Genomic DNA, 23,697 nt, shown 5'->3' with positions numbered 1-23,697 from the left:
CTTTAAGGACCTTTTTCATGAAACCACTACAACCGGATACGTTAATCCGAAATCCGTGTGCGGCACCGGTACAGGCCTGCGTTATCGTCGAGTGCAAAGCGGCTCGCCTGTGGGCCTTGGTCGGTCACTTTGCAGGTTTTGATACTTTTATTCCGGCCCTGTCACATATAGAAATGACCGGCTCGGGCATCGGTGCCTTGCGCACCAAATTTTTTCACGACGGTCACTGCGTGGTTGAACAACTCAACAGCCGGGATGAAGCCGCCATGCACATGACCTGGACTACGATCTACAACACCATGGGTATAGCGCGCCTGTGGGCGGCGATGAGCGTCGAGGCGCTGGACGACGGTCGCTCCAGAGCAACCTGGACGATCATCGGTGAACCGGTTGAAGCCACCCAGGCGCAATTTGATGCGTTTGCACAAGCGTTTGCCGACAGTGCGCTGGAGAATGTGCGCCGGATAGTCGGCTGAACAGCAGGAGCGAGCGCACTCGCTCCTGCTTTGCACTCGAAAGTCAGAGCTTGAAGCTGTCAACCAACTGCTTCAATCGGCTGGCCTGCTGGGAGAGCGCATCGCAGTCCCGCAGTGTTTCATTGAGGTTGACCACGCCCTGCTGGTTCAGCAGGTTGATCTGGTTGATATCAACGTTGAGGCTTTCTACCACGGCGGTCTGCTCCTCGGTGGCGGCGGCCACTGATTGGTTCATGCCGTCGATCTCGACAATTCGCTGCGTCACGCTGACCAGCCGCTCGCCGGCCTGGTTGGCCACTTCGACGCTCTCTTCGCTGGAAGCCTGGCTGGCGTTCATGGTGGTTACCGCTTCACGCGAGCCCACTTGCAGCGAGGTGATCATTTTATGGATCTCTTCAGCCGACTCCTGAGTGCGGTGAGCGAGGTTACGCACCTCATCAGCGACTACGGCAAAGCCGCGACCTGCCTCGCCGGCCCGCGCCGCTTCGATCGCCGCATTGAGCGCGAGCAGGTTGGTTTGCTGGGAGATACCTTTGATCACATCGAGAATGTGGCCGATGTTGTCGGTGCTGGCATTCAGCGTTTCGATCTGAGTGCAGGACAGGCTAATTTTTTGCGACAACTGCGACATTGCCAGGATGGTTTGCTCAACCACTTTGCGTCCGCCATCCGCTTGCTCGCTGGCACCGCTGGCATGCTGCGAGGCGTCTGCGGCGTTACGCGCGATTTCCTGCGTGGCGGCGCCCAGCTCGTTGATCGCGGCGGCTACGCTGTTGGTGCGGGCGCTCTGCTCGTCGGATCCGATGATGGAGGCGTTGGACGAGGCCATCACGCGTTGGGACAGGTCGTGTACCTGACGCGTCGCCGAGGACACCTCGGAAATGGAGGCGTGGATTCGCTCAACGAACTGGTTGAAGGCACTGCCCACCTCGCCAAACTCGTCTTTGCTGGTCACATTCAAGCGGCGAGTGAGGTCACCTTCACCCTGGGCGATGTCCTTCATTGCCGCGCCCATGGTGGTCAGGGGCCGCAGTAGCACTTGAATAAGCAGGCTCAGGAGCACGGCAATCGCTACCACAGCGATCACCATGGCAATCAGAGCTGAAGTGCGGAATCTGCCCAGGGGTGCGTAAGCCTTTTCTTTGTCGATCGACAGACCGATATACCAATCCGCGCCTGGCAAGCCGGTGATAGGTGTGAACGACAGGATGCGGTCCTGACCGTTGAGGACGACGTCCTGGTTGACCTTGTCGATGCGCAGACTGGTGCCTGGGTAGATATCCTTGAGGTTCTTCATCACCTGGTCCTCGTCCGGGCTGACGATGACTTGGCCGTCGGCGCTGACCAGGAACGCATGACCAATGCCACCGAAGTCCACGGCATTGATGATCTTCACCAGGGTCTGCAGGCTCAGATCTCCACCGACAACGCCCAAGAGCTCACCATTCTTCTTGACCGGCATGGCGATGGTGACGATCTGCCCACCCACCGCGGCCATATAGGGCGGTGTGAGCATGGGCTTATCGACGGTTACAGCTTGTTTGTACCAAGGACGCTGACGCGGGTCGTAGCCATCTGGCATCTTGGCGTCAGGCCGCTGCGTGAACACGCCGTTGGTTTGGCCTACGTAGGTGAATTGAAAATTTGAGGTGAGTGCAGGCTGATCAACCAAACCAGGAAGGTCGGCAGTTGCGCCTTGGTGTGCGATGTTTTGCGCCAGGTTCTCGAGGACCAGTACGCGGCCGCTGAGCCAGTTCTGCACACTGCTGGCGGTGAGTTCACCAGACTGCTGGATGGACGACTCCAGATTTTGTTTGATGGTGCTGCGCTGTAGGTAGTCGTTGTAAAGCGTGAATAACGCAAAGGCCAGAACAACAACGCCTGACGCAGCCAGCAGGATTTTATGACTGAACTTTAGATTCATTTTTTAGACTTCTTTTGCCAAAGGGGTGAGCGTGCCGCGTGGAACGTTCCATGTAGCGCTATAGGCATGCTCTTCGGCCGCTCTATCTCGGGGCACGCGTGGCTCGTCAGGCTTTCGGCAGGGACTGAGGAAAGCTTGAGATGTATTCTCATTTCCTACACGACAGCCGACCAATGGTTATCGTACAAGTACTCTCACGCTCGAGTGATATGGGTGAGCCAAAGTCCTGATCTAGGTCTTTAAACGAAAAAACCCCCGTCTGCGCTAGCAGACAGGGGTTCTGGAATTCAATCTTGACGATGACCTACTCTCACATGGGGAAACCCCACACTACCATCGGCGATGCATCGTTTCACTGCTGAGTTCGGGATGGGATCAGGTGGTTCCAATGCTCTATGGTCGTCAAGAAATTCTGTGTACCAGAGCGTTGTACAAACCAACACGCCGGTGAAAATTCATGGACTTCTACAAAAACAAAACCCCATCTGCTTTCGCAAATGGGGTTTCGGAATTTAATCTTGACGATGACCTACTCTCACATGGGGAAACCCCACACTACCATCGGCGATGCATCGTTTCACTGCTGAGTTCGGGATGGGATCAGGTGGTTCCAATGCTCTATGGTCGTCAAGAAATTCGGGTACTGAGTCGTGACCAGATGGCCTCGCTTCAGCAAATTGGGTATGTGACAGCTGTCGGTGCTTTGTGAGCGTCGAACTTTCGGTTCATCTCGTCTTCACACACCGCAATCTGGCCTTTCGACGCAAATTGCTTGGGTGTTATATGGTCAAGCCTCACGGGCAATTAGTATTGGTTAGCTCAACGCCTCACAGCGCTTACACACCCAACCTATCAACGTCGTAGTCTTCGACGGCCCTTCAGGGAACTCAAGGTTCCAGTGAGATCTCATCTTGAGGCTAGTTTCCCGCTTAGATGCTTTCAGCGGTTATCTATTCCGAACATAGCTACCCGGCAATGCCACTGGCGTGACAACCGGAACACCAGAGGTTCGTCCACTCCGGTCCTCTCGTACTAGGAGCAGCCCCTCTCAAATCTCAAACGTCCACGGCAGATAGGGACCGAACTGTCTCACGACGTTCTAAACCCAGCTCGCGTACCACTTTAAATGGCGAACAGCCATACCCTTGGGACCGGCTTCAGCCCCAGGATGTGATGAGCCGACATCGAGGTGCCAAACACCGCCGTCGATATGAACTCTTGGGCGGTATCAGCCTGTTATCCCCGGAGTACCTTTTATCCGTTGAGCGATGGCCCTTCCATACAGAACCACCGGATCACTAAGACCTACTTTCGTACCTGCTCGACGTGTCTGTCTCGCAGTCAAGCGCGCTTTTGCCTTTATACTCTACGACCGATTTCCGACCGGTCTGAGCGCACCTTCGTACTCCTCCGTTACTCTTTAGGAGGAGACCGCCCCAGTCAAACTACCCACCATACACTGTCCTCGATCCGGATAACGGACCTGAGTTAGAACCTCAAAGTTGCCAGGGTGGTATTTCAAGGTTGGCTCCACGCAGACTGGCGTCCACGCTTCAAAGCCTCCCACCTATCCTACACAAGCAAATTCAAAGTCCAGTGCAAAGCTATAGTAAAGGTTCACGGGGTCTTTCCGTCTAGCCGCGGATACACTGCATCTTCACAGCGATTTCAATTTCACTGAGTCTCGGGTGGAGACAGCGCCGCCATCGTTACGCCATTCGTGCAGGTCGGAACTTACCCGACAAGGAATTTCGCTACCTTAGGACCGTTATAGTTACGGCCGCCGTTTACCGGGGCTTCGATCAAGAGCTTCGCGTTAGCTAACCCCATCAATTAACCTTCCGGCACCGGGCAGGCGTCACACCCTATACGTCCACTTTCGTGTTTGCAGAGTGCTGTGTTTTTAATAAACAGTCGCAGCGGCCTGGTATCTTCGACCGGCATGAGCTTACGGAGCAAGTCCTTCACCCTCACCGGCGCACCTTCTCCCGAAGTTACGGTGCCATTTTGCCTAGTTCCTTCACCCGAGTTCTCTCAAGCGCCTTGGTATTCTCTACCCAACCACCTGTGTCGGTTTGGGGTACGGTTCCTGGTTACCTGAAGCTTAGAAGCTTTTCTTGGAAGCATGGCATCAACCACTTCGTGTTCTAAAAGAACACTCGTCATCAGCTCTCGGCCTTAAGATCCCGGATTTACCTAAGATCTCAGCCTACCACCTTAAACTTGGACAACCAACGCCAAGCTGGCCTAGCCTTCTCCGTCCCTCCATCGCAATAACCAGAAGTACAGGAATATTAACCTGTTTTCCATCGACTACGCTTTTCAGCCTCGCCTTAGGGACCGACTAACCCTGCGTCGATTAACGTTGCGCAGGAAACCTTGGTCTTTCGGCGTGGGTGTTTTTCACACCCATTGTCGTTACTCATGTCAGCATTCGCACTTCTGATACCTCCAGCAAGCTTCTCAACTCACCTTCACAGGCTTACAGAACGCTCCTCTACCGCATCACTTACGTGATACCCGTAGCTTCGGTGTATGGTTTGAGCCCCGTTACATCTTCCGCGCAGGCCGACTCGACTAGTGAGCTATTACGCTTTCTTTAAAGGGTGGCTGCTTCTAAGCCAACCTCCTAGCTGTCTAAGCCTTCCCACATCGTTTCCCACTTAACCATAACTTTGGGACCTTAGCTGACGGTCTGGGTTGTTTCCCTTTTCACGACGGACGTTAGCACCCGCCGTGTGTCTCCCATGCTCGGCACTTGTAGGTATTCGGAGTTTGCATCGGTTTGGTAAGTCGGGATGACCCCCTAGCCGAAACAGTGCTCTACCCCCTACAGTGATACATGAGGCGCTACCTAAATAGCTTTCGAGGAGAACCAGCTATCTCCGAGCTTGATTAGCCTTTCACTCCGATCCACAGGTCATCCGCTAACTTTTCAACGGTAGTCGGTTCGGTCCTCCAGTTAGTGTTACCCAACCTTCAACCTGCCCATGGATAGATCGCCCGGTTTCGGGTCTATTCCCAGCGACTAGACGCCCTATTAAGACTCGCTTTCGCTACGCCTCCCCTATTCGGTTAAGCTCGCCACTGAAAATAAGTCGCTGACCCATTATACAAAAGGTACGCAGTCACCTAACAAAGTAGGCTCCCACTGCTTGTACGCATACGGTTTCAGGATCTATTTCACTCCCCTCTCCGGGGTTCTTTTCGCCTTTCCCTCACGGTACTAGTTCACTATCGGTCAGTCAGTAGTATTTAGCCTTGGAGGATGGTCCCCCCATATTCAGACAAAGTTTCTCGTGCTCCGTCCTACTCGATTTCATGACTAAGAGATTTTCGCGTACAGGGCTATCACCCACTATGGCCGCACTTTCCAGAGCGTTCCGCTAATCTCAAAGCCACTTAAGGGCTAGTCCCCGTTCGCTCGCCACTACTAAGGGAATCTCGGTTGATTTCTTTTCCTCAGGGTACTTAGATGTTTCAGTTCCCCTGGTTCGCCTCTTACGCCTATGTATTCAGCGTAAGATAACCATCTTATGATGGCTGGGTTCCCCCATTCAGACATCTCCGGATCAAAGTCTGTTTGCCGACTCCCCGAAGCTTTTCGCAGGCTACCACGTCTTTCATCGCCTCTGACTGCCAAGGCATCCACCGTATGCGCTTCTTCACTTGACCATATAACCCCAAGCAATCTGGTTATACTGTGAAGACAACATTCGCCGAAAATTCGAATTTCTCAATTAAGAGAACTCACAAATTTTACCTTAGCCTGATCCGTTACCAGTGAAAGTAACGTTCAGTCTATCTTTCTATCACATACCCAAATTTTTAAAGAACGATCTAATCAAAGACTAGAAATCAACATTCACCATCATCACAATGGAATGCTCATTTCTAAGCTTTCATACAACAGAAGCAGTAGTGGTGGAGCCAAACGGGATCGAACCGTTGACCTCCTGCGTGCAAGGCAGGCGCTCTCCCAGCTGAGCTATGGCCCCGTATTTCTACAGGCGTTTCCCACACAAAATTGGTGGGTCTGGGCAGATTCGAACTGCCGACCTCACCCTTATCAGGGGTGCGCTCTAACCAACTGAGCTACAGACCCAATTTCGGGCTGCTTCTTATCGTCTTCTTCAATGAATCAAGCAATTCGTGTGGGAACTTATGGAGCAGCTGATGTCGTCGATTAAGGAGGTGATCCAGCCGCAGGTTCCCCTACGGCTACCTTGTTACGACTTCACCCCAGTCATGAATCACACCGTGGTAACCGTCCTCCCGAAGGTTAGACTAGCTACTTCTGGTGCAACCCACTCCCATGGTGTGACGGGCGGTGTGTACAAGGCCCGGGAACGTATTCACCGCGACATTCTGATTCGCGATTACTAGCGATTCCGACTTCACGCAGTCGAGTTGCAGACTGCGATCCGGACTACGATCGGTTTTATGGGATTAGCTCCACCTCGCGGCTTGGCAACCCTCTGTACCGACCATTGTAGCACGTGTGTAGCCCAGGCCGTAAGGGCCATGATGACTTGACGTCATCCCCACCTTCCTCCGGTTTGTCACCGGCAGTCTCCTTAGAGTGCCCACCATGACGTGCTGGTAACTAAGGACAAGGGTTGCGCTCGTTACGGGACTTAACCCAACATCTCACGACACGAGCTGACGACAGCCATGCAGCACCTGTCTCAATGTTCCCGAAGGCACCAATCTATCTCTAGAAAGTTCATTGGATGTCAAGGCCTGGTAAGGTTCTTCGCGTTGCTTCGAATTAAACCACATGCTCCACCGCTTGTGCGGGCCCCCGTCAATTCATTTGAGTTTTAACCTTGCGGCCGTACTCCCCAGGCGGTCAACTTAATGCGTTAGCTGCGCCACTAAAAGCTCAAGGCTTCCAACGGCTAGTTGACATCGTTTACGGCGTGGACTACCAGGGTATCTAATCCTGTTTGCTCCCCACGCTTTCGCACCTCAGTGTCAGTATTAGTCCAGGTGGTCGCCTTCGCCACTGGTGTTCCTTCCTATATCTACGCATTTCACCGCTACACAGGAAATTCCACCACCCTCTACCATACTCTAGTCAGTCAGTTTTGAATGCAGTTCCCAGGTTGAGCCCGGGGATTTCACATCCAACTTAACAAACCACCTACGCGCGCTTTACGCCCAGTAATTCCGATTAACGCTTGCACCCTCTGTATTACCGCGGCTGCTGGCACAGAGTTAGCCGGTGCTTATTCTGTCGGTAACGTCAAAACAATCACGTATTAGGTAACTGCCCTTCCTCCCAACTTAAAGTGCTTTACAATCCGAAGACCTTCTTCACACACGCGGCATGGCTGGATCAGGCTTTCGCCCATTGTCCAATATTCCCCACTGCTGCCTCCCGTAGGAGTCTGGACCGTGTCTCAGTTCCAGTGTGACTGATCATCCTCTCAGACCAGTTACGGATCGTCGCCTTGGTGAGCCATTACCCCACCAACTAGCTAATCCGACCTAGGCTCATCTGATAGCGCAAGGCCCGAAGGTCCCCTGCTTTCTCCCGTAGGACGTATGCGGTATTAGCGTCCGTTTCCGAACGTTATCCCCCACTACCAGGCAGATTCCTAGGCATTACTCACCCGTCCGCCGCTCTCAAGAGAAGCGAGCTTCTCTCTACCGCTCGACTTGCATGTGTTAGGCCTGCCGCCAGCGTTCAATCTGAGCCATGATCAAACTCTTCAGTTCAAACATCTTTGGGTTTTTAAGAAACCCTAAACTTGGCTCAGCAATCGTTGGTTATTCTTTGATTTCTCGCGGAGTAACTTGTGATGCTGATAATCTTGTTGACTATCAGTCTGACTACACAAGCACCCACACGAATTGCTTGATTCAGTTGTTAAAGAGCGGTTGGTTAAGATCTTTCGTCTCAACCGAGGCGCGCATTCTACAGCAGCCTCATTTGCTGTCAAGTGATTATTTTCAGAAGCTTTCGAAGAATTCTTCAACAACTTCAACCACTTGCGCTTCCGATCTCTCGTCAGCGGGAGGCGAATTCTACAGCGTTACACGCTGCTGTCAACACCTATTTTTCTCAGCTTTCGATCGAGAAGATCGAAACGCTAATAGCGCCAAACAACACTGCACTATCAACTCCTTCTGGGCTTCGATGACCTGAAGCAACTCGCTGTCGAATTCTGCGTAACTACTTGTTTACCAAGGAGTTTTCCGTTTCGACTGCGCCGGAAGTGGGGCGAATTATAGACTTCCAGAATCTGCCGTCAACCCTTAATTTTGTATTCTTTATCAATTAGTTAGGATTGATTAAAAAATCATCAACAACCTACTCCTTCTATATAGAAGAGATAGATCAGACAACTCCAGCTGCCCTCAGAACAGCGACCTTCTCAGGCCCCAACCCCAGTACCGTTTGTAGCACCTGGGCCGTATGCTCACCCAATAGAGGAGGCGCGCTTCGATATTCAACAGGCGTCTTGGACAGCCGCATAGGGCTGGCTACCTGAGGCACCCTCCCCGCCAGCACATGAGGCAGCTCCATCGCCAGGCCGCGCGCCTTTACCTGCGGATCGGCAAACACCTGCGCAAGATCATTGATCGGTCCACACGGCACACCGATCCGCTCCAGCAATGACACCCACTCGGCTGTCGTCTTGAAAACGGTGACCTGGCGAATCAGCGGGATCAGCTGCGCTCGATTAGCCACCCGCATCTGGTTAGTGGCAAAACGCGCATCATCCGCCCACTGCGACTGCCCGGCAGCTTCAGCAAACTTGCGAAACTGCCCGTCATTACCCACCGTCAGGATGAAATCGCCATCGGCGGTGGGAAAATCCTGATACGGCACGATGTTCGGATGAGCATTACCCAGGCGCTTGGGCGAAACACCTGTGGTCAGGTAGTTCATTGCCTGATTAGCCAGACAAGCCACCTGCACATCCAGCAACGCCATATCTATATGCTGCCCGCCACCGTCATGGTCGCGATGCGCCAGCGCCGCAAGGATCGCTACGCTTGAGTAAAGCCCAGTCAGAATGTCCGTCAACGCCACCCCAACCTTGACGGGCCCCGCCCCCTCCTCGCCCTCGGGCCGACCGGTCAGGCTCATGAGCCCACCTAAACCCTGGATCATGAAGTCGTAACCCGCGCGCGACGCATACGGACCGGTCTGACCAAACCCCGTAATCGAGCAATAAATCAGCTCCGGGTTGATTGCCTTGAGCGACTCATAGTCCAGCCCATACGCGGCAAGACCACCCACCTTGAAATTCTCGATAAGAATGTCTGACTTGGCTGCCAGCTCACGCACCAGCTTCTGACCCTCCGGCCGAGTGAAGTCGATGGTCACCGACTCCTTATTACGGTTCGCCGAAAGGTAATACGCCGCCTCACTCGTATTCTCGCCGTAGGCGTCCTTAAGGAACGGAGGCCCCCATGCTCGAGTGTCGTCACCTTTACCCGGTCGCTCAACCTTGATCACCTCAGCCCCAAGGTCCGCAAGAATCTGCCCGGCCCATGGCCCCGCGAGCACCCGCGATAAATCCAGTACTCGTAAATGCGAAAGCGCGCCCATGCCCATGCTCCTATTAATAGAAAGCCTGGAGACCGGTTTGCGCACGCCCCAGAATCAAGGCATGTACATCGTGGGTGCCTTCATAGGTGTTGACCACCTCAAGATTGACCAGGTGACGCGCCACGCCGAACTCATCGGAGATCCCGTTGCCACCCAGCATATCCCGCGCCATACGCGCGATATCCAGCGACTTGCCGCACGAGTTGCGCTTCATGATCGATGTAATCTCTACAGCAGCCGTCCCCTCGTCTTTCATCCGCCCCAGACGCAGGCAACCTTGCAAGGCCAGGGTGATTTCGGTCTGCATGTCGGCCAGCTTCTTCTGGATTAACTGGGTAGCGGCCAGTGGTCGCCCGAACTGCTGGCGATCAAGGGTGTATTGGCGAGCGGTGTGCCAGCAAAATTCCGCAGCACCCAACGCGCCCCATGAGATTCCGTAGCGCGCCGAGTTGAGGCACGTGAAAGGCCCCTTCAAACCACGCACGTCGGGAAAAATGTTCTCTTCCGGTACAAATACGTTTTCCATCACGATCTCACCGGTAATGGACGCACGAAGACCCACCTTGCCATGGATCGCCGGAGCACTCAGGCCCTTCCAGCCTTTCTCCAGGACAAACCCACGGATATCACCGGCATCGTCCTTTCCCCACACCACGAACACATCCGCGATCGGGCTATTGGTGATCCACATCTTGGCACCGGTAAGGCTGTAGCCCCCATCCACTTTGCGCGCGCGGGTTATCATCGCGCCCGGGTCGGAACCATGGTCAGGTTCCGTCAGACCAAAACAGCCGATCCACTCGCCGGACGCCAGCTTCGGCAGGTACTTCTGTTTCTGCGCCTCTGTACCGAACTCATTGATTGGCACCATGACCAGTGACGATTGCACACTCATCATTGAGCGATAACCCGAATCGACACGCTCCACTTCGCGAGCAATCAACCCGTAGCTGACGTAATTCAAACCGCTGCCACCGTACTGCTCGGGAATCATTGCCCCGAGCAGTCCGGTTTCGCCCATTTCACGGAAGATGGCAGGGTCGGTCTTTTCATGACGGAAGGCTTCAAGTACGCGCGGCGCCAGCTTGTCCTGCGCGAATTGCTCGGCCGTGTCGCGCACCATGCGCTCTTCTTCGGTGAGCTGTTGATCCAGCAGGAGTGGATCGATCCAGTTGAAGCTTGCCTTGCCAGCCATGAATAAGTCCTCGGGGGGAGAATCAGAAGTCGTGCATGCAGCGTAGGTCGGCCAAGAGGAGACGGCAAACGAGGTTTCCGCATAGCCTTGTGATAATTTGTCACTTCGTAATACTCAAGATCACCGCAGACGCGCCTTTGATGTGAGAGCACGGTACATGCGCAGAAAAATCCCCAGCACCACCGCCCTCGTCAGCTTCGAAGCCGCAGCCCGTCACGAGAGCTTTACCAAGGCGGCCCACGAGCTATCCATTACCCAAGGCGCCATTTGTCGACAAATTGCCAGCCTTGAGGAGTTCTTGAGTGTGGAACTGTTTCGACGATCGCGACGTGGCGTCAAACTCACCGAAGCGGGGTTGTCCTATAGCCGCAGAGTTGCCACGCAACTGGACGCCGTGGAGCGCGACACCTTGTCGGTGATGGGCCAGCAGGGCACCAATGTCATCGAGTTGGCCGTGGTGCCGACTTTTGGTACGCAATGGCTGATCCCACGCTTGAAGGACTTCCAGCATCAGCGCCCGGAAGTCACCGTCAACCTGACCAACCGCACGCGCCCCTTCCTGTTTGCAGACACGGAATTCGACGCAGCCATCTACTTTGGCGACGCCGACTGGTCCGGTACCGAATCCCACAGACTGATGGGCGAAAACCCCGTTCCGGTCTGCAGTCCAGGCTTGCTCGGCACACGAAAGCATTTCAGCCCACAGGAAATAGCTGAACTGCCACTGCTGCAACAGACCACGCGCCCTTATGCCTGGCGCCATTGGTTCAATGCCCAGCAGCTGAGCGTACCCCGCGACATGACAGGCCCCCGTTACGAACTGTTCTCGATGCTGTCCCAGGCAGCCATGCACGACATGGGCATAGCCCTGATTCCGCCTTTCCTTATCCAGCGAGAGCTTGAAGATCAGCGTTTGGTGATCGCTAACCCGGAAGCGCTGAACAGTTCCAAAGCCTATTTCCTTATGATTCCCGAGAGAAAGGTCGAATCTGCCTCGCTGCACGCTTTCAAAGACTGGCTGCTTGAGCAGTCGCGGCGCTACAACCCCAGCATTTAAAGGACAAAACAGAATTGCTGACCTTGTAGTCAGACTACATAAAGCCCTACAGATATATTTATATGTCGCAATTTAGCCGACCGTACCTTCCTGATCAAAAAAGCCTAAACCTCATTATTTCCAAGGCTTTCAGCGACTCTCATTGTTCAATGCGCGACGTTTTATGGCAGTCACTAAAAAACACGCTATAAACACTGTTATCCCGCTAACTCTATGAAGTTAAAGAGATTACGTTCCGATACTGCGACAATCAGTCACACGGTGACTTGTAGTTAATTATTCGTCACCCGTCATAATCCCTTGAAGGCCGTAAAGTTCGCCTGCAAAATGCCGCGCCCCGCTGTCATTTTTGCGGGGCCGTGCTGATCGGCCGCCCCAGTTGCGCCACTCGCGGCGCACTGGCCTTTTTACAAAAAGATCAAAAGCAAAAAGATCATGCAGGAGATTTGACGTGCACATTGGTGTTCCTCTCGAAACCCAGACCGGTGAAACGCGGGTGGCTGCCACCCCGGAAACCATCAAGAAGCTGATCGGCCAGGGCCATAAGGTCACGGTACAAAGCGGAGCAGGCGCCAAGGCCAGCATCGTCGACAGTGCCTATGAAGCGGCGGGCGCAATCATTGGCAGCGCCAACGATGCCTTTGGCGCCGAGCTGATTCTCAAGGTGGCGGCGCCCAGCGACAGCGAACTGGCGCTGATCAAAAGCGATAGCGTCCTGGTGGGCATGCTCAACCCTTTCAGCAACGAAACCATCGCCAGGCTCGCCGGGCATGGGATTACTGCCTTCGCTCTCGAGGCGGCGCCGCGTACATCACGCGCCCAAAGCCTCGACGTGCTGTCTTCTCAGGCTAACATCGCCGGTTACAAGGCGGTGTTGCTGGCCGCACACCACTACCCGCGCTTCATGCCAATGCTGATGACCGCCGCAGGTACCGTGAAAGCGGCGCGCGTGTTGATCCTTGGCGCCGGCGTTGCGGGCCTGCAGGCCATCGCCACGGCGAAACGTCTGGGTGCAGTGATCGAAGCCTCCGACGTGCGCCCGGCAGTAAAGGAACAAATTGAGTCTCTCGGCGCCAAGTTCGTCGACGTGCCCTACGAAACCGATGAAGAGCGCGAGTGCGCCGTCGGGGTCGGCGGCTACGCACGCCCAATGCCCGCGAGCTGGATGCAGCGTCAGGCCGTGGCCGTGCATGAACGCGCCAGGCAGGCCGATATTGTCATCACCACCGCCCTGATCCCTGGCCGCAAGGCGCCGACCTTGCTCAGCGCCGAGACCGTCGCGCAAATGAAGCCAGGTTCGGTGGTCATCGACCTCGCTGCCGCTCAAGGCGGTAATTGCCCACTGACCGTCGCCGATCAGGTCGTCGTGGAAAACGGCGTGATCATCTGCGGCCCGACCAACCTCGCCGGCACCGTGGCCGCCGACGCCTCGGCCCTGTACGCGCGCAACCTGCTGGACTTCCTGAAGCTGGTTTTCACCAGGGAAGGGCAGTTTGAAATCAACCTCGAAGACGACATCGTCGCCGCGTGCCTGATGTGCCGCGACGGCCAAGTCATCCGCAAAAACGCCTAAGCAGGGATTCAGACAATGGAAGAGCTTATCTCCCCAGGTATCTACAACCTGATCATCTTTGTGCTGGCGATCTATGTCGGTTATCACGTGGTCTGGAACGTCACCCCTGCGTTGCACACGCCGTTGATGGCCGTGACCAACGCAATCTCGGCGATCGTGATCGTCGGCGCCATGCTCGCAGCCGCCCTCACGGTTACCCCACTGGGCAAGACCATGGGCACCCTGGCCGTTGCCCTCGCGGCGGTGAATGTATTCGGCGGTTTTCTGGTAACCCGCAGGATGCTTGAGATGTTCAAGAAGAAAGCGCCCAAGGCTAAAGAAGAGGTGCAGAAATAATGAGCATGAACCTTGTCACGACGCTTTACCTGATCGCCTCGATCTGTTTCATCCAGGCTCTCAAGGGCCTGTCACACCCCACCACGTCGCGGCGTGGCAACCTGTTCGGCATGCTCGGCATGGCGCTGGCGGTGCTGACGACCGTGGGCCTCATCTATAAGCTGGGCGCTGAACTGGCGACGGCCGGTATCGGCTACGTGATCGTCGGCCTGCTGATCGGCGGCACCGCCGGCTCGATCATGGCCAAGCGCGTGGAAATGACCAAGATGCCGGAGCTGGTGGCATTCATGCACAGCATGATCGGCCTGGCTGCGGTATTTATTGCGATTGCCGCTGTGGTCGAGCCGCAGTCCCTGGGTATCGTCAAACAGCTGGGTGACGCGATCCCTGCCGGTAACCGCCTGGAACTGTTCCTCGGCGCAGCCATCGGCGCCATCACCTTTTCCGGTTCGGTGATCGCCTTCGGCAAACTGTCGGGCAAGTACAAGTTCCGCCTGTTTCAGGGCGCACCAGTACAGTTCGCGGGTCAGCATAAGCTGAACCTCGTGCTCGGCCTGACAACACTGGGCCTGGGCCTGCTGTTCATGCTCACTGGCAACCTCACGGCCTTTGCGCTGATGCTGGCCCTGGCGTTCGTACTGGGCGTGCTGATCATCATCCCCATCGGCGGTGCCGACATGCCGGTGGTGGTGTCGATGCTCAACAGCTATTCCGGCTGGGCCGCGGCGGGCATCGGCTTTTCGCTGAACAACTCGATGCTGATCATCGCCGGCTCACTGGTGGGCTCCAGCGGTGCGATCCTGTCGTACATCATGTGCAAGGCCATGAACCGTTCCTTCTTCAATGTACTGCTCGGCGGTTTCGGCAATGCGCCGGATGCCGGTGCGGCGGCAGGGTCGAAAGAAACACGCCCGGTGAAGTCCGGCTCGGCCGACGACGCGACCTTCCTGCTGACCAACGCCGACACCGTGATCATCGTGCCAGGCTACGGCCTGGCCGTGGCGCGCGCGCAGCATGCGCTCAAGGAACTGACCGAAAAACTCACTCACCGCGGCGTCACCGTGAAGTACGCAATCCACCCGGTGGCCGGCCGTATGCCGGGGCACATGAACGTACTGCTGGCCGAGGCGGAAGTGCCCTACGACCAGGTGTTCGAGATGGAGGACATCAACTCCGAGTTCGGCCAGGCCGACGTTGTGCTCGTGCTGGGCGCAAACGACGTGGTCAACCCGGCCGCCAAGAACGACCCGAACTCGCCGATCGCCGGCATGCCGATCCTGGAGGCGTTCAAGGCCAAGACCATCATCGTCAACAAGCGCTCGATGGCCAGCGGTTATGCCGGCCTGGACAATGAACTGTTCTACCTCGACAAGACCATGATGGTCTTTGGTGATGCCAAAAAAGTCATTGAAGAGATGGTCAAGGCCGTCGAGTAACCTGCTCCAGCGCAATACACCAAACCCCGGCCTGTCGTAGGCTGGGGTTTTTTATGCGCGGGCAAAACCGACCAAAGGCTCTAAATCAAGGCCTGGCATGCGACCATGGTAGCGCGCCGAAACTTTTTGAAATGACTAAACTGCGCACTTTGCTTCCGTAGTCCGAGATAACTATCCATGTACCGTGATCGTATCCGCTTGCTTTCATTGATGAACAAGGTCATGAGCGCGGCCGACGCCGCCGCACTGATCGAGGACGGCATGACCGTCGGCATGAGCGGCTTCACCCGCGCCGGCGAGGCCAAGGCCGTCCCCCACGCCCTGGCCGAACGCGCCAAGACGTCACCGCTGAAAATCACCCTGATGACCGGTGCCAGCCTGGGCAACGATCTGGACAAGCAATTGACCGAAGCCGGTGTGCTATCGCGCCGCATGCCGTTCCAGGTCGACAGCACACTGCGCAAGGCGATCAACGCTGGCCAAGTGATGTTCATTGATCAGCATCTGTCGGAAACCGTTGAGCAACTGCGCAACAGCCAGCTCAAGTTGCCGGACATTGCCGTGATCGAAGCGATCGCTATTACCGAGCAGGGGCATATCGTGCCCACCACATCGGTGGGCAATTCGGCCAGTTTTGCGATCTTCGCCAAGCGGGTGATCGTCGAGATCAACCTGGCCCACAACCCGAACCTGGAAGGGTTGCACGACATCTATATCCCCACGTACCGGCCGACTCGCACACCGATACCGCTGGTGAACGTCGACGACCGCATTGGCAGCACCGCAATTGCGATCCCGCCGGAAAAAATCGTCGCCATCGTCATCACCAACCAGGCGGATTCGGCTTCGACCGTGACGCCACCGGACAGCGACACCCAGGGCATCGCCGATCACCTGATCAACTTTCTCAAGCAGGAAGTCGATGCCGGGCGCATGACTAACAAGCTCGGCCCGCTGCAGGCCGGCATCGGCAACATCGCCAACGCGGTAATGTGCGGCTTGATCGAATCGCCGTTCGAAGACCTGACCATGTATTCGGAAGTGTTGCAGGATTCGACATTCGACCTGATCGACGCCGGCAAGCTGAGCTTCGCCTCCGGCAGCTCGATCACATTGTCGGAACGGCGCAATGCGGACGTGTTCGGCAACCTGAAACACTACAAGGACAAGCTGGTACTGCGACCACAGGAAATTTCCAACCACCCTGAAGTAGTCAGGCGTCTGGGCATTATCGGTATCAACACGGCGCTGGAGTTCGACATCTACGGCAACGTCAACTCCACCCACGTCTGCGGCACGCGGATGATGAACGGCATCGGCGGCTCCGGCGACTTCGCGCGCAATGCACACCTGGCGATCTTCGTCACCAAGTCGATTGCCAAGAATGGCGCGATTTCCAGCGTGGTGCCGATGGTCAGCCATGTGGACCACACCGAGCATGACGTCGATATCCTCGTGACCGAAATCGGCCTGGCCGACCTGCGAGGCCTGGCGCCAAGGGAACGTGCACGGGTAATCATCGACAACTGTGTGCACCCGGCGTACCGCGATGCCCTCAACCGTTACTTCGAAGCGGCCTGCGCTGTCGGCGGGCACACGCCGCACATCCTGCGCGAAGCACTGAGCTGGCACATTAACCTGGAAGAAACCGGGCATATGCTCAAGGCGTGATGGATACAGATCCGAGCTGATGCACACACAGTTTGCTCAGCTCGCAACCATCGCCCGTGATTATGTAAAAAACTGTACTGCTGTACCGGTGACTTCTTACTGAAATATCCCACAGCTCGCGGCGAAATTGCATATTTCGCCCCATTTCAGTGCGGACAAGTACAGTTGCCCCATTTACGTACAGTACAGCACCTCTAAACAGTTAACTGGGCCCTCACAATACAGGGGAACTGTATCTGGAGAGTCTTGCGCTCGAAGAGGATGATTGGCATCAGTTAAACCACTACCTAATCCCGCCATAAGCGGAAGGATGCAATCATGGAACGTACACTCAGTTCCGAACTGTTCTTCGAAGAAAAAGCTGTAAACAACCAGGCTTCCATGCCTTTGCGCGTTCTCGCCAACCTGATGTTGTGGCAGCGCCGCATCTCCAGCCGCCACCAACTGGCTCGACTGGATTCGCGCCTGCTGGCTGATGCCGGTATCAGCGAAGCTCAACGCTACGAAGAGCTGAGCAAGCCGTTCTGGCGCTGATTGGCGCTCGCTGGCCCTGACCTTCCAGGTCCCCCGCCAGCAACCTGATTTGTCAAAACAAAGCCCGCCCCGGGAGACCGGTGGCGGGCTTTGTTGTATTCGACGCCTGGACTTAAAGCAACTTGCATACAAACGGTACAGTTCTTTAAATGAATTTTTAGACAGGTACAATTTTGGCGGCGATATAAAACTACCCGAACACTCAAGCCGCAGCCTAATATCCCGGTACTACGTGGCAGACCGTGTACAGCTGACGTCTTATGCCCAACGGCAACAATTGCCCACTGCGCCACCTTGATTGTCCATCCACAGGAGTCACCCCATGTCCCGTCTTCGCCTGTTGAGCGCTGCCACGCTTCTTGTTGTGGCCACCAATGCTCACGCCAGCAGCTTTATCGTCACCACCGACTCCATCGTCGGCGCGCTGAAAGCCACATCCGATGCAACCTCCGACGCCACGTCCTCCCTGCGCGACAACAAAGTCGTACGCGCCGCCCGTGACGATGCCGCCAGTTTTGTTGCCAGTGAAGGCGCCATCCGTGGCGTGAAGCTGGAGAGCGCCCTGGCGCAGATCCGCCAACAAGCGCCGCAGCTCAATACCGCCACCGATGCACAACTGGCCCAGGCAATTCTGGCCATCTGATAACAGCGGTGTAGGAAAAGGGAGCGCCAGCCGCTCCCGAACGCCGCTGCGCTGGCTCTCGCTGGGGCATTGCGCTAGCCTTGGCGCTCGTTTTCAAGCGTCGAGTCCCATGGCTTTTTCTTACCGCCTCTTCACCGTTGCCTTGTTGATGTGCGTCGGCTGGTCACCGTTGGCTTCGGCCTTTGATGTGACCGTGCAGAGCACCGTCGTCAGCGTATATGCCACCAGCAAGGTGACGTCTGCACCCTTCGACAGAAAAAGAATACTGGCCGCACGGGATGATGCTGCCGCTTTCATTGCCACTGACGGCCAATGGCGAGGCGCACGTCTGGAGTCCGCGCTGGATTACCTGCGCCGCACCCGGCCAAAACTTCATGCAAGCGACCTTGAACTGGCGCAGGCAATTCTCGTCCAATCGTCATCTTAATATTCTGGAGCCATTCCATGCGTAGCCCGCTGATCGTCGCCGCCCTCGGCCTGCTGTTCCTGGCCGATGTCGCCCAGGCGCAAACCCTCAAGGCCACCAGTAACATCGTCGTCCGCGCTTCTGCGCGCACCATCGATTTCACCTCGGACACCACCACCTCCATCCGCGACTCCAAAGTTGTGCGCGAAGCCCACGATGATGCCGCCAGTTTCGTCGCCACCAATGGCGAGATCCGTGGCGCACAACTCGAAGCCGCTTTCGATACCCTGCGCACCCGCGTGCCCGAAGCCCGCGATGCCACTGACCAGACCCTCGCCGAAGCTATTCTCGCTCTGTGAGGCGCCTGGTCGCCTGGCTCCTGGCCGGGACTGTGCTGCTAGGTGGCGGCGCAGCCCAGGCCAGCCTGCAACTGCGGCTCAAGACCGACGGTCTGAGCCCCGCCGAACAGCAAGCCAGCCAGGCGTTGCTCGATGAAGCGATGAGCGCCTTGCCGCCCCGTTTTATCGAGCAACTGGACCGCCGCATCGATGTCGGCTGGACCGACCAGATGCCCGAAAACGCTTATGGCCAAGCCTCACTGGTGTCCGAGCTGGACCTCAACCGCAACCTGCTCGCCAGCCTCACCGACGGCAGCGCCGCCACCCAAAAGACCCACCGCCCCCACGGCACCGTGCGCCGGGAAATGCTCGCCACCGTGCTGCATGAACTGACCCACATCTATGACCGTGCGCGCCTGTGGTCCAAGGACGACCGCGCGCTGATCAACCGCTGCAGCCGCCAGAACAGCATCACCGGTCTGATCGGCCTGCCGGACGAATGCCGTGGGCAGAACAACCGCCGCTTCACCCTCAGCGATGATCCACGCCTGCTGGACATCGCCGGCTGGCCGCAATATGTGGGCCGGCGCGGCGAACGCGAACAGCACAACCGCCAGATCGCGCGCAGCCCTGACCTCTACGAAACCACCAGCCCGCTGGAGTTCGTGGCGGTCAACATGGAGTACTTCCTCCTTGATCCGAGCTACGCCTGCCGTCGCCCTTCGCTGTTCCGCTATTACAAGAAACACTTCGGCTGGGCTCCTCCCCAGCAGGATGCCTGCGAAAAGACCTACGCCTTTCTCAATGCCGGCAATGACTTTGCCAAAACGCCACTGGGCCACGTCGATCCCGAGCGCGTCTACGAAATTGATTACCTGCTCGCCGAAGCCAACCAGAACCTGGTCAGCCGCTGGGGCCACAGCATGCTGCGGCTGGTGATCTGCGCCCCCGGACGCCCTCGCGGCCCGGATTGCCGGCTGGACCTGGACCAGCACCTGGTGTTGTCCTACCGCGCATTCGTCGGTGACGTACAGCTGTCGAGCTGGGATGGCCTGGTGGGCAAGTACCCTTCACGCCTGTTCGTGCTGCCGCTGGCCCAGGTGATCGACGAGTACACCAAGACCGAGCTGCGCGGCCTCGCCTCCGTGCCCCTGAAGCTGTCACGTCAGGAAATCAACGACACCGTCGAACACGCCGCCGAGATGCACTGGAGCTACGACGGCAACTATTTCTTCATTTCCAATAACTGCGCCGTCGAAAGCCTCAAGCTGTTGCGCAGCGGCAGTGCCAACCCGCAACTGACCGGGCTGGACAACATTACCCCCAACGGCCTGCTTGAAGTTCTGCAGGCACGGGGCCTGGCGGACACCAGCGTACTGGACGACAAACGCAAGGCGCTGCGCCTGGGTTATCACTTCGACTCGTTCCGCGAGCGCTATCAGGCGATGTTCGATGTGCTACGCAAATACCTGCCGATCAAGCAGGCCGAGGTCGAAGACTGGTTGGCGCTCAGTGCCGAAGAGCGCCGTCAATGGTTCGGCCAGGCCGACCTGCGCACCAGCGCTGCCTTGCTGCTGCTGGAGCAGGCCAGCTTTCGCAGACAGTTGATGCTGGCCCAGGATGAAGTCAAACAACGCTACCTCGGTGCCCGCGAGCTGAAGAATGGCGGCATGGAGAAGGCCAACGCGACGCTGCAACAGATCCTCGCCAACAGCGGCTTTCTCAGCCGCCCGGCGGAGTTGCTCGGCAGCAGCGGTTACGGCCTGCCGCAGCCGTCCGAAGCCAAGCGCCTGGAATCGGAAAGCGCCGAACGCCAGAAGCAACTGCAATCGCTGACCGGTGAGCTGGATAAGGAGGTAAGGGCGCTGCTGGAGCCATCCCGCGCCGCCGAGATCGCCGCGTGCGAGGCTAACCTCAAGCAAGTCGGCGAACACCTGCGCAGTCTCCATAAAGCCGCTGGTGGTCTCGAACTGCCGTAGACCCTGTGTTGCAACACAGTCCAAATGTGAGAGGGAACTTGCCCCCTCCCACATAAAGCCAGGCTGTATAAATTCAAGCAGCCTGAAATTTTTACCGTGTGTCCCCTGTTTCCCCGGCGAAAGCTGGCTGAAAGCTTACGCGTCTAGGATCGCCTTCACTGTCGGCAACAGACCGACTGTTAACAACAACAATGGTGACCCTGATGTCCGCTAGTAAACGCCTGCTTGCCCTCACTCCCCCCGTACGCCTCGTGCCTTTCGTTCTGCGCTGACCCAACCGGTTCGCCATTCCCTAGCCGCGCTACGCCTGGAGTATTCCTATGCTGACTTTCCTTGGCTTTGCCATGGTCATCACGTTCATGTTCCTGATCATGACCAAGCGCCTGTCCGCGCTGATCGCCTTGATCATCGTGCCGATCCTGTTCGCGCTGTTCGGCGGTTTCGCACCGAAGATCGGCCCGATGATGCTCGAAGGCATCACCAAGCTTGCGCCGACCGGCGTGATGCTGATGTTCGCCATTCTCTACTTTGCCCTGATGATCGACTCCGGCCTGTTCGACCCGGCCGTGCGCAAGATCCTCAAGATGGTCAAGGGCGACCCGCTCAAAGTGTCGGTCGGCACCGCCGTGCTGGCTCTGGTTGTGTCGCTCGACGGTGACGGTGCCACCACCTACATGATCTGCGTGGCGGCCATGCTGCCGCTGTACAAACGCATCGGCATGAGCCCGCGGATCATGGCCGGCTTGATCATCCTCGCCGGTGGCGTGATGAACATGACCCCCTGGGGTGGCCCGACCGCCCGTGCGGCCAGTGCGCTGCATGTAGACCCATCCGACATCTTCGTACCCATGATTCCGGCCATGGCTGCCGGTGTAGTCGCAATCCTGGTGATCGCTTACATGTACGGCAAACGCGAACGTGCGCGCCTGGGTGAGCTGCATCTGCAGGGCGACGACATCGATCACAGCGACATCAGCGTGTCGCAATTCCCGGACGCCCGCCGTCCCAAGCTGATCTGGTTCAACGGCGCGCTGACCCTGGGCCTGATGTGCACACTCATCGCCGGCCTGTTGCCGCTGCCGGTGCTGTTCATGGTGGCGTTCAGTATCGCCATGATCGTCAACTACCCGTGCCTGCAACAACAGAAAGACCGCGTCGCCGCACACGCCGGCAGCGTACTGGCGGTGGTCGGGCTGATCTTCGCCGCCGGTATCTTCACCGGCATCCTGTCAGGCACCGGCATGGTCGACGCCATGTCCAAAAGCCTGCTGGCCGTGATCCCGGAAGCCCTGGGCCCATACCTAGCGGTAATCACCGCACTGGTGAGCATGCCGTTCACGTTCTTCATGTCCAACGACGCGTTCTACTACGGCGTACTGCCGGTACTTGCCGAAGCCGCCAGCCACTACGGCATCACCGCCGTGGAGATGGCCCGCGCCTCGATCGTCGGCCAACCGGTGCACTTGCTCAGCCCGCTGGTGCCGTCGACGTACCTGCTGGTGGCCTTGGCCGGTATCGAATTCGGCGATCACCAGCGCTTTACCCTGAAGTGGGCAGTGCTGGTATGCCTGTGCATAATGGTCGCCGCATTGCTGATGGGGATTTTTCCGCTGTTCAGCACTCTATAATCCTACCGACTCACTCACCGCGCGGCGCTGCAGCTTGCGCGGTTTAACATTTGCTCAAAGGAATACACATGGAATGGCTGACCAATCCGGAAATCTGGATTGCCTTCTTCACCCTGACGGCCCTCGAGATCGTCCTGGGCATCGATAACATCATCATGATTTCGATCCTGGTCAGCCGCATGCCCAAGCACATGCAGGCGCGCACCCGGATCTTCGGCCTGGCCCTGGCGATGGTCACGCGCATCCTGTTGCTGCTGTCGATCACCTGGGTCATGCGACTTACGGCTGACCTGTTCGTGGTGTTCGGCCAAGGCATTTCCGGTCGCGACCTGATCCTGTTCTTCGGTGGCCTGTTCCTGCTGTGGAAAAGCTCCCAGGAGATGTACCACGCCCTGGAAGGTGAAGACGAATCCCACGACGAACCCGGCGGCAAGGGTGGCAAGTTCATCTACACCATCATCCAGATCGCGATCATCGACATCGTGTTCTCCCTGGACTCGGTGATCACCGCCGTCGGCATGGTGTCCCATGTGCCGGTGATGGTCGCGGCCATTGTGGTCGCGGTGCTGGTGATGATGCTGGCAGCCGGCACCATCAGCGCGTTCATCGACAAACATCCGTCGCTGAAGATGCTGGCGCTGTCGTTCCTGCTGGTGGTGGGTACCGTGCTGATCGCCGAATCCTTCGACGTGCACGTGCCAAAAGGCTACGTCTACTTTGCCATGGCGTTCTCGCTGGCGGTGGAAGCGGTCAACATCAAGATGCGTACCGCCATCGCGAAAAAGAAGAAACAGCAGGATCCGGTGAAACTGCGCAAGGATGTTCCGGGTCAATAACCCGGAACGTCGCGCACCACAAACGGCCTGCAGGAGCGAGCTTGCTCGCTCCTGCATATGACAGTTTTGTTTCAATCCTCACTTTAGCTATGCGATGC

The 23,697-nt window shown here is 56.9% G+C and carries 16 protein-coding genes, 2 tRNA genes and 4 rRNA genes; 13 read left to right on the top strand and 9 right to left on the bottom strand.

Going from position 1 to position 23,697, the window contains the following annotated elements:
- Nucleotides 1-17: 17 nt before the first annotated feature.
- Nucleotides 18-476 carry an SRPBCC family protein gene (locus tag H045_RS21650; RefSeq protein ID WP_041931549.1) on the top strand — a complete coding sequence of 153 codons (459 nt, stop codon included), beginning with the start codon at nt 18-20 and terminating at the stop codon, nt 474-476.
- Nucleotides 477-519: 43 nt separating this feature from the next.
- On the opposite strand, the gene H045_RS21645 is transcribed toward H045_RS21650, so the two are convergent.
- The 9 genes from H045_RS21645 to H045_RS21605 form a co-directional block, all read right to left on the bottom strand.
- Nucleotides 520-2,400, bottom strand: coding sequence for a methyl-accepting chemotaxis protein (locus H045_RS21645; RefSeq protein ID WP_015373429.1), 1,881 nt, complete (start codon nt 2,398-2,400; stop codon nt 520-522).
- A 291-nt stretch (nt 2,401-2,691) separates the two neighbouring features.
- A 5S ribosomal RNA gene (gene rrf / locus H045_RS21640) occupies nt 2,692-2,807 on the bottom strand.
- 109 nt (nt 2,808-2,916) lie between these two features.
- Nucleotides 2,917-3,032, bottom strand: a 5S ribosomal RNA gene (gene rrf, locus H045_RS21635).
- Between the two features lie 151 nt (nt 3,033-3,183).
- Nucleotides 3,184-6,075: ribosomal RNA gene (locus H045_RS21630) — 23S ribosomal RNA — on the bottom strand.
- 247 nt (nt 6,076-6,322) lie between these two features.
- Nucleotides 6,323-6,398, bottom strand: a tRNA-Ala gene (locus H045_RS21625).
- Between the two features lie 30 nt (nt 6,399-6,428).
- Nucleotides 6,429-6,505: transfer RNA gene (locus tag H045_RS21620), tRNA-Ile, on the bottom strand.
- 82 nt (nt 6,506-6,587) lie between these two features.
- A 16S ribosomal RNA gene (locus tag H045_RS21615) occupies nt 6,588-8,124 on the bottom strand.
- The 16S, 23S and 5S rRNA genes sit together here with 2 tRNA genes alongside, the layout of an rRNA operon.
- Nucleotides 8,125-8,746: 622 nt before the next feature.
- On the bottom strand, nt 8,747-9,967 hold the full coding sequence (locus tag H045_RS21610) for a CaiB/BaiF CoA transferase family protein (protein ID WP_003233795.1): 1,221 nt from the start codon (nt 9,965-9,967) through the stop codon (nt 8,747-8,749).
- Nucleotides 9,968-9,980: 13 nt separating this feature from the next.
- A complete protein-coding gene (locus tag H045_RS21605; RefSeq protein ID WP_003233792.1) occupies nt 9,981-11,162 on the bottom strand; it encodes an acyl-CoA dehydrogenase in 1,182 nt (393 codons plus the stop codon).
- Between the two features lie 157 nt (nt 11,163-11,319).
- Here H045_RS21605 and H045_RS21600 point away from each other — a divergent pair, with 157 nt between their 5' ends.
- From H045_RS21600 to H045_RS21545, 12 genes are all read left to right on the top strand, one after another.
- On the top strand, nt 11,320-12,219 hold the full coding sequence (locus tag H045_RS21600) for a LysR family transcriptional regulator (RefSeq protein ID WP_015373428.1): 900 nt from the start codon (nt 11,320-11,322) through the stop codon (nt 12,217-12,219).
- 451 nt (nt 12,220-12,670) lie between these two features.
- Complete coding sequence (locus tag H045_RS21595; protein WP_015373427.1) at nt 12,671-13,792, top strand: Re/Si-specific NAD(P)(+) transhydrogenase subunit alpha; 1,122 nt, start codon at nt 12,671-12,673, stop codon at nt 13,790-13,792.
- Nucleotides 13,793-13,807: 15 nt separating this feature from the next.
- Nucleotides 13,808-14,128: an NAD(P) transhydrogenase subunit alpha part 2 gene (locus tag H045_RS21590; RefSeq protein ID WP_003233786.1), complete on the top strand. Its 321-nt coding sequence runs from the start codon at nt 13,808-13,810 to the stop codon at nt 14,126-14,128.
- Nucleotides 14,128-15,564, top strand: a complete 1,437-nt coding sequence (locus tag H045_RS21585) for an NAD(P)(+) transhydrogenase (Re/Si-specific) subunit beta (protein ID WP_003233784.1) — start codon at nt 14,128-14,130, stop codon at nt 15,562-15,564. The genes H045_RS21590 and H045_RS21585 overlap by 1 nt, the downstream gene beginning before the upstream one ends.
- A 177-nt stretch (nt 15,565-15,741) precedes the next feature.
- Nucleotides 15,742-17,235 (top strand): acetyl-CoA hydrolase/transferase family protein, encoded by a 1,494-nt coding sequence (locus tag H045_RS21580; RefSeq protein ID WP_015373426.1) that lies wholly within the window; start codon nt 15,742-15,744, stop codon nt 17,233-17,235.
- 318 nt (nt 17,236-17,553) lie between these two features.
- Nucleotides 17,554-17,769: a DUF1127 domain-containing protein gene (locus H045_RS21575; protein ID WP_003233780.1), complete on the top strand. Its 216-nt coding sequence runs from the start codon at nt 17,554-17,556 to the stop codon at nt 17,767-17,769.
- Between the two features lie 322 nt (nt 17,770-18,091).
- Nucleotides 18,092-18,412, top strand: a complete 321-nt coding sequence (locus H045_RS21570; RefSeq protein WP_003233778.1) for a DUF2388 domain-containing protein — start codon at nt 18,092-18,094, stop codon at nt 18,410-18,412.
- Nucleotides 18,413-18,521: 109 nt separating this feature from the next.
- Nucleotides 18,522-18,839, top strand: coding sequence for a DUF2388 domain-containing protein (locus H045_RS21565; protein WP_015373425.1), 318 nt, complete (start codon nt 18,522-18,524; stop codon nt 18,837-18,839).
- A gap of 17 nt (nt 18,840-18,856) precedes the next feature.
- Entirely contained in the window at nt 18,857-19,177 is a 321-nt protein-coding gene (locus H045_RS21560) for a DUF2388 domain-containing protein (RefSeq protein ID WP_003233774.1), read from the top strand.
- On the top strand, nt 19,174-21,135 hold the full coding sequence (locus tag H045_RS21555; protein WP_015373424.1) for a DUF7844 domain-containing protein: 1,962 nt from the start codon (nt 19,174-19,176) through the stop codon (nt 21,133-21,135). The genes H045_RS21560 and H045_RS21555 overlap by 4 nt, the downstream gene beginning before the upstream one ends.
- Nucleotides 21,136-21,455: 320 nt before the next feature.
- Nucleotides 21,456-22,763: a CitMHS family transporter gene (locus tag H045_RS21550; protein ID WP_003233770.1), complete on the top strand. Its 1,308-nt coding sequence runs from the start codon at nt 21,456-21,458 to the stop codon at nt 22,761-22,763.
- A 68-nt stretch (nt 22,764-22,831) separates the two neighbouring features.
- The gene (locus H045_RS21545) at nt 22,832-23,599 is read left to right on the top strand and encodes a TerC family protein (RefSeq protein ID WP_003233768.1); all 768 of its coding nucleotides are present in this window, start codon (nt 22,832-22,834) and stop codon (nt 23,597-23,599) included.
- Nucleotides 23,600-23,697 lie beyond the last annotated feature (98 nt).

Source organism: Pseudomonas poae RE*1-1-14, from assembly GCF_000336465.1.
In the GTDB taxonomy this organism is placed as follows: Bacteria; Pseudomonadota; Gammaproteobacteria; order Pseudomonadales; family Pseudomonadaceae; genus Aquipseudomonas; species Aquipseudomonas poae.
This window is presented reverse-complemented; position numbering and strand designations above follow the sequence as displayed.